This is a genomic window from Microbacterium enclense (assembly GCF_004022425.1).
In the GTDB taxonomy this organism is placed as follows: domain Bacteria; phylum Actinomycetota; class Actinomycetes; order Actinomycetales; family Microbacteriaceae; genus Microbacterium; species Microbacterium enclense_A.
Genome location: NZ_RBZY01000092.1, coordinates 1 through 7,061, shown reverse-complemented (window position 1 = coordinate 7,061; position 7,061 = coordinate 1). Strand labels below are relative to the sequence as shown.

Below are 7,061 nucleotides of genomic sequence, written 5' to 3'. Positions count from 1 at the left end.
GGGCGACGCCGACGCGCTGCTGCTGGCCGCCCGAGAGCTGGCTCGGGTAGCGGTTGGCCATGGCGGTGTCGAGACCGACGGTCTCCATCAGCTCGAGTGCCCGAGTGCGAGCCTTCTTGCGGTTCTCGCCCTGCAGCACCGGCACGGTCGCGATGTTCTCGGCCACCGTGAAGTGCGGCAGGAGCCCGGAGTTCTGCATGACATAACCGATGCGCCGGCGCAGCTGCACGGGCGGCTGACCCGCGATGTCGTCACCGTCGATGGAGATCGTGCCCGCGGAAGGCTCGACCATGCGGTTGATCATGCGCAGCAGGGTCGTCTTGCCGCAGCCCGACGAGCCCACGAAGACGGTGGTCTTTCGCGAGGGGATGACGAGGCTGAAGTCGTCAACGGCTCGGGTGCCGTCAGGGAAGACCTTCGAGACGGTCGAGAACTCGATCATGCGCTTACCCGACTCAGTCGGAGACCACGACCTTCCGGTCGAACGCCACGTACCCCGCGAAATCGGTGCCGACGCGGTCGACCGCGCCCGGACGGAGGTCGGGATACGACCACGCGCCGTCGGCGAGTTCGGCGCCCTCGAGCGAGACGTTCCAGTACTGGGCCGCCCCCTTCCAAGGGCAGGTGTACGGAGTCGGGCTCTGCGACAGGGCGCCCTCGCGGATCGTACGCGGCGGGAAGTACCAGTTGCCCTCGATGGAGACGAGCTCGTCGCGGTCGGCTTCGGCGATCACCACGCCGTCGAGTGTTGCTTTCATGGGAACTCCCCTTTCGTGGCCGCGGCCGGGCACAGCGCCCGATGGCGCGACGCCACCTGGAAACGAGGCTAGCGAGGGGGTCCGACACGAAACGGCAGATTGCCGCGTGTGACGACCTGGGCTATGGTGCGGCGCTGGTCAGACCACACGCGCGCCGGCGACCGGCCCGTGCACGTGGAGAGCCGCGTATCCGGCAGCGCTCAGCGTGACCTGCAGGTCGATCGCCGCGGTTTCGTCGGCCGCCAGGAACGCCAGCGTCGGGCCCGACCCCGACACCAGACCGGCGAGGGCACCCGACCGCTCTCCGCGCTCGAGGACGCGGGCGAGGTCGGGACGCAGGTGCAGCGCGGGCGCCTGCAGGTCGTTGCGGACGGAGGCGGCGAGCATGCGCGCATCGCCCTGGCGGATCGCGTGCAGCACGTCGGGGTCGACGGCGGGAACGCGCGGCGCCGGGCCGATGTCGACGGCGTGGCGCTCGCGGTGCGCGTCGAGCTCGCCGTACACGACGGGGGTCGACAGCCCCAGATCATTCGGAACGAGCACCCAATCGAAGCGCCCGGATGCCAGCGCCGGGCTCAGCTCGTCGCCGCGCCCGGTGCCGACCGCGGTTCCCCCGAGCAGCGCGAACGGCACGTCGGCGCCCAGCTGCGCAGCCAGGCGCACGAGCTCGGCGGTCGGCATCCCGATCCCCCAGAGCGCGTCGCAGGCGACGAGCGCTGCGGCGGCATCGGCCGATCCACCCCCCATGCCGCCCGCGACCGGCACGGCCTTCCGCACCGCGAGATGAACGCCGCGATCGACCCCGGCGACGCGGGCGAGCAACCGGGCGGCGCGCACCGCGAGATTGCGCTCGTCGGTGGGGACGCCCTCGACGTCGACGGTGGAGGTCCCGGCGACCTGGATCGTGATGTCGTCGGCGGGGGTGGCGGTGATCTCCTCGTACAACGAGACCGCCTGGTAGGCGGTCGCCACCTCGTGGTAGCCGTCGTCGGCGACGTCGCCGACCTCGAGGAAGACGTTGATCTTGCCGGGCGCGCGCACGCGTACCGGAGCCGAGGCAGGGCCGCTCACGGGCGCACCGGCCGGGGACGGAGCGCCGAGGCCGCCCGGTGTGCGAGACTGGCATGTCGGCCCGAAGCCACCAGACCCGCTGACGACGGGTCGACGGTGGTCGGTCCGGAACGGGCGATCTCAGTCACTCTTCGACAGTACCGCCCCACCCACCGCCCTTCGGCGTCGTCGCCGAAACGCGGGCGTAACGCCGCCTCCCTACGGTGTACGCACCCGACCCCAATCCCCCGAGGAGGCACAGTATGCGATCGATGGTTCCCCTTTCTGTCGAGACCGATCCGTGGCGCGCCCTCCTCTCGCGGGACGACATCCGCATGGTCGACGGCATTCTGCACGTCGTCGACGACACCCGGACGCCCAGCGACGCCGAGCGTGACGACGTCCTCACCGTCGCCGCGGCGATCGAGGCCGCGGGCGTCGAAGTGATGCTGGTTCGGGATGCCAACCGCCGACCGAAGATCGTCGTCGACACCGCGCACGCCGACGCCGCGCTGGCGGCCCTGCGCGATCCCGAGCTCGGCCCCGTCTACCTCAAGGCCCGCGGCGAGGACCCGGTGCCCGCGCACAGCGTCCGCCCGACCCGCAACGCCGTCGAGGCGTACGCCGTCTTCCGCCCGCGCACCTCGACCGAGGGCTCGTACCGCTACGGCGCCGCGCTCGCGCCCCGCCTGGAGCTGTGGCGGTTCGGTGCCCGGACGATCGAGGCGCCGCGCCCCAGCGCGCTGACCCGCCGCACGTTCGCGGCGGCAGATCTCGACGTCGTCGAGGTGGAGCGCTACGGGCGCCGCTGGCGCACCATCACCGGCATGTTCGACCCTCACCCGAACGAGTTCACCGAGGACGTCGACATGGTCTTCTCCTGGGTCGACGGCTCGTCGAGCGAGTTCCAGCGCCAGCGCGCCGCGCGCATGAAGGGGTACGTGGTCGGTGACGGCGACGACAACGCCGCCCGCTACCGTCAGGTCGACGAGCTGCGCTACGCGCTGCGCAGCGTCCACATGTATGCGCCCTGGGTGCGTCGCATCTTCATCGCCACCGACTCCCCCACCCCCGAGTGGCTGGCCGATCACCCCCGGGTCACGATCGTGCGCAGCGAGGAGTTCTTCGCCGATCCCTCGGTGCTCCCGACGCACAACTCGCACGCCGTCGAGGCGCAGCTGCACCGCATCCCGGGGCTGGCCGAGCACTTCCTCTACAGCAACGACGACATGTTCTTCGGCCGTCCGGTCACCCCGGAGCTGTTCTTCAGCGGTGCCGGGATCAGCCGTTTCGTCGAGAGCGGCATCCGCATCGGCAGCGGACCCGCGCACACCGACCGCTCCGGCCACGACAACGGGCTGCGCGTGAACAGGGCACTGCTGCAGGAACGCTTCGGCCGCGTCATCACGCTCGACCTCGAGCACTGCGCGACGCCGCTGCGTCGGTCGGTGGCGTACGAGCTGGAGCGCGAGTTCGCCGAGGACTACGCCCGCACCGCGGCCAGCCGCTTCCGCTCGGCGACCGACATCTCCGTGACGAACAGCCTGTACCACTACTACGCGCTGGCCACCGGCCGGGCGGTCATCACGACCGAGCCGCGCACCCGGTACGTCCAGACGACGCAGCTCGATTCGCTTCGCCGCATGGAGCGTCTCGTCTCGGGCCGCGACACCGACATGTTCTGCCTCAACGACGGCAGCGTCCCCGAGATCCCCGAGGAGGTGCGTGTCCCCGCCCTCCGAGCGTGCCTCGAGCGCTACTTCCCCGTGGCCGCACCCTGGGAGAAGTCCGACGCCGTCAGCGCAGGATCGGCAGCGGCGTCGTCGGCGGCGACACCCGCCCGCTGAGGTCGCGCGCGGTCGGCACCGAGATGCCGGCCGACCGCAGTCGCTCCTGCGACTCGGCGGCGTCGACGTACTGCAGCACCTCGGCGGCACCGACCGGCACCACCGAATGCACGATCGTCTCGTCGTAGACGTGGACGAGGTTGAAGCCCTGGCCCCCGTCCTGGGGCCGCGTCCCGCCGACGGGGACCATGAGGTCCTGCGTGTAGCACGTCGCGGATGCCACGGAGACGGGGATGCCGGCGAACGTGGCGAACGTCGAGTAGTGGAGGTGCCCCGCCAGGATCGTGCGCACATCGCTTCCGCGCAGCACGTCGGCGAGGAGACGCTGATCGCGCAACTCGACGGTCGCCGCGAGGTCGAGCACGCTCGGCACCGGGGGGTGGTGCATGGCGAGGATCGTGCCCAGCGGCGCCGGCACCGACAGCACGTCGGCGAGCCAGTCGCGCTGGGCCTCGGTCACCTCACCGTGGTGCTGCCCGGGGACCGACGTGTCGAGGGTCACGACCCGAAGACCGTTCAGCTCGTCGACACGGTCGACGGGCGACGCGGGATCGGCCCCGTCCCCGGGGAGGAGGTGGGTGCGGAACGTCGCACGGTCGTCGTGGTTGCCCATCACCCAGATGACCGGGGCGCCGAGCCGCGCGGCGGCCGGCTCGACGATCGCGCGGACGCGGGCGTAGGCGTCGCCCTCGCCGAAGTCCGCGATGTCGCCGGTGAAGATGAGCCCGTCGGGCCGGATGCCGGATGCCTCGATCGCCGCGACCGCCTGGGCCAGGTGCGCCTCGGAATCCACACGGTCGTAGAGCGGTGCGGCGCCGGCGCGCAGGTGGGTGTCGCTCAGGTGCAGCAGCACGCGTTCGGGGCGCGGGTGTTCGGCGTAGCGCATCTCGTTCCCTTCGGGTCGTCGGGTACGACCTCCGACCGGCGTGATGCTCCCGGTTGGGCTGAAATGTTACCGACATGTTTCAGGAACGCATGGTGAACACCCCAAGAACTCACCCCACCGGCTGACGTGTGAGTCAGGGCAGGGCGGCGATGCGGACGAAGTCCTCGATCGAGAGCTGCTCGCCGCGGAGGGTCGGGGCGACACCCGCCGCCTCGAGCGCGTCCGAGGCGGCGGCGGCCGAACCGCCGAAGACGCCGGCGAGCGCCTGCCGCAGCATCTTGCGGCGCTGCTGGAAAGCGGCATCCACGATGGCGAAAGTGCGGCGCCGGAGCTCCTCATCGCCTCGGGACGTGGCATCCCGTTCGAATCCGACGAGCACGCTGTCAACGTTGGGGACGGGCCAGAACACCTGACGGGACACCGTTCCGGCGAGCCGCCACGGGCCGTACCAGGCGGCCTTGACGCTGGGCGCCCCGTACACCTTCGACCCGGGCGGGGCGGCGAGACGCTCCCCCACCTCGGCCTGCACCATGACCACGCCGCGCTGGAGGAACGGGAAGGTCTCCAGGAAGTGCAGCAGCACCGGCACCGAGACGTTGTAGGGGAGGTTGGCGACGAGCACCTCCGGCTCGCCGGGGAGGTCCCGCACCTGCAGCGCGTCGGCGTCGATGACGCTCAGGCGGTCGGATGCCACCCCGTGGGCCGCGGCCGTGTCGGGCAGTCGCGCGGCGAGGCGGTGATCGATCTCGACGGCGACGACCGACGCCCCCGTCTCGAGGATCGCCAGGGTCAGCGAGCCGAGCCCGGGCCCGATCTCGACGACGCGATCGGATGCCTCGACCCGGGCCGCCTGGACGATCTTGCGGACGGTATTGGCGTCGACGACGAAGTTCTGGCCCAGCTTCTTGGTCGGCGTGACGTCGAGGTCGGCGGCGAGCCGGCGGATCTCGGTGGCGCCGAGGAGCGAAACGGGCATTGTTCCACTGTAGCCAGCCTCCGCCGACCCGCCCGTTCCGGGGAGTACCGTGAGCGGGTGAGCCAGACGCAGTCGATACCCGCCAATGCCTTCACCCTCCGGAGCCCCTACGGGCGACGAGCGGTCGTCCTCTCGATCGCTGCCGCGGTGGGCGGGTTCCTCTTCGGCTTCGACTCGTCGGTCATCAACGGCGCCGTCCGCTCGATCGAGTCGGACTACACGAAGGAGCCGATCCTCACCGGGTTCGTCGTCGCGATCGCCCTGATCGGCTGCGCGATCGGCGCGATCGCCGCCGGCGCGCTCTCCGACCGCTACGGCCGCCTCAAGGTCATGATCGTGGGCAGCGCGCTGTTCCTCATCTCCTCGATCGGATCCGCCCTGACCTTCAGCGTCCCCGACCTCATCGTGTGGCGCGTCCTCGGCGGCCTCGGCATCGGGATCGCGTCCGTCGTGGCCCCGGCGTACATCGCCGAGGTCGCGCCGCGACAGATCCGCGGCAGCCTCGCCTCGCTGCAGCAGCTCGCGATCACCCTCGGCATCTTCGCCGCTCTGCTCAGCAACGCCCTTCTCGTGGCGGCGGCGGGCGGCAGCGCCGACAACATGCTGTGGTGGGGCCTGGATGCCTGGCGCTGGATGTTCCTGATCGGCGTCATCCCCGCCGCCGTCTACGGTTTCCTCGCGTTCACGATGCCGGAGTCGCCCCGTTTCCTCTTGGCGCGCGGCCGTACCGATGAGGCCCGGGCGATCTTCGCGCGGCTCGTGCCCCCCGCCGACCTCGACAAGACCGTCAAAGACCTGACGACGGCGATCGAGACCGACCGCAAGAACAAGGGCGCCTCGCTCGCGGGCCCGGCGCTGGGCCTCCAGCCGATCGTCTGGATCGGCATCATCCTGTCGGTCTTCCAGCAGTTCGTCGGCATCAACGTGATCTTCTACTACTCGACGAGTCTGTGGCGGGCGGTCGGCTTCGACGAGAGCAACTCGCTGCTGATCGGTGTGATCACCTCGATCACGAACGTCCTCGTCACCCTCATCGCCATCTGGCTCGTCGACCGCGTCGGACGAAAGCCCCTGCTGCTCGTCGGCTCGGCCCTCATGGCGCTTTCGCTGGGGGTGATGGCCCTGGCGTTCTCGTTCGCCACCGGCTCCGGCCAAGACGTGTCCCTGCCCGGGGCGTGGGGTCCGGTGGCCCTCGTCGCGGCCAACCTCTTCGTCGTCGGGTTCGGCGCCTCCTGGGGTCCGCTCGTATGGGTGCTGCTCGGAGAGATCTTCCCCAGCCGCATCCGCGGCAAGGCGCTCGGCGTCGCCGCCGGTGCGCAGTGGCTCGCCAACTTCCTCGTGTCGTGGACCTTCCCCGCCCTGGCGGATTGGTCGCTCACCATCACGTACGGTGCCTATGCGTTCTTCGCCGCGCTGTCGTTCGTCTTCGTGATGTGGAAGATCCCCGAGACCAAGGGTATGGAGCTCGAGCAGACGGAGACCCTGTTCGTCCGCAAGCCCAAGACCAGAGCCTGACGAATCGCGAAGGCCGGCGCCCCGCGGGG

General features: G+C 70.6%; 7 protein-coding genes. 2 read left to right on the top strand and 5 right to left on the bottom strand.

Annotation, left to right across the window (positions count from 1 at the left end):
* The 3 genes from D8Y23_RS15725 to D8Y23_RS15715 all read right to left on the bottom strand — a co-directional run.
* Window positions 1-442: ATP-binding cassette domain-containing protein (locus D8Y23_RS15725; protein ID WP_128218998.1), on the bottom strand; the 442-nt coding region annotated here is incomplete at its 3' end.
* Between the two features lie 13 nt (window positions 443-455).
* Window positions 456-758, bottom strand: a complete 303-nt coding sequence (locus D8Y23_RS15720; protein ID WP_128218997.1) for a DUF427 domain-containing protein — start codon at window positions 756-758, stop codon at window positions 456-458.
* 138 nt (window positions 759-896) lie between these two features.
* Window positions 897-1,829, bottom strand: coding sequence for a 4-(cytidine 5'-diphospho)-2-C-methyl-D-erythritol kinase (locus D8Y23_RS15715; RefSeq protein WP_128218996.1), 933 nt, complete (start codon window positions 1,827-1,829; stop codon window positions 897-899).
* 242 nt (window positions 1,830-2,071) lie between these two features.
* Here D8Y23_RS15715 and D8Y23_RS15710 point away from each other — a divergent pair, with 242 nt between their 5' ends.
* Window positions 2,072-3,655 carry a stealth family protein gene (locus D8Y23_RS15710; protein WP_128218995.1) on the top strand — a complete coding sequence of 528 codons (1,584 nt, stop codon included), beginning with the start codon at window positions 2,072-2,074 and terminating at the stop codon, window positions 3,653-3,655.
* Here D8Y23_RS15710 and D8Y23_RS15705 read toward each other — a convergent pair.
* The gene (locus tag D8Y23_RS15705) at window positions 3,606-4,541 is read right to left on the bottom strand and encodes a phosphodiesterase (RefSeq protein WP_128218994.1); all 936 of its coding nucleotides are present in this window, start codon (window positions 4,539-4,541) and stop codon (window positions 3,606-3,608) included. The genes D8Y23_RS15710 and D8Y23_RS15705 overlap by 50 nt on opposite strands.
* Window positions 4,542-4,674: 133 nt before the next feature.
* Window positions 4,675-5,517 (bottom strand): 16S rRNA (adenine(1518)-N(6)/adenine(1519)-N(6))-dimethyltransferase RsmA, encoded by an 843-nt coding sequence (gene rsmA, locus D8Y23_RS15700; RefSeq protein WP_128218993.1) that lies wholly within the window; start codon window positions 5,515-5,517, stop codon window positions 4,675-4,677.
* Window positions 5,518-5,574: 57 nt separating this feature from the next.
* On the opposite strand from rsmA, the gene D8Y23_RS15695 reads away from it, so the two are divergent.
* Window positions 5,575-7,032 (top strand): sugar porter family MFS transporter, encoded by a 1,458-nt coding sequence (locus tag D8Y23_RS15695; protein ID WP_128218992.1) that lies wholly within the window; start codon window positions 5,575-5,577, stop codon window positions 7,030-7,032.
* Window positions 7,033-7,061 lie beyond the last annotated feature (29 nt).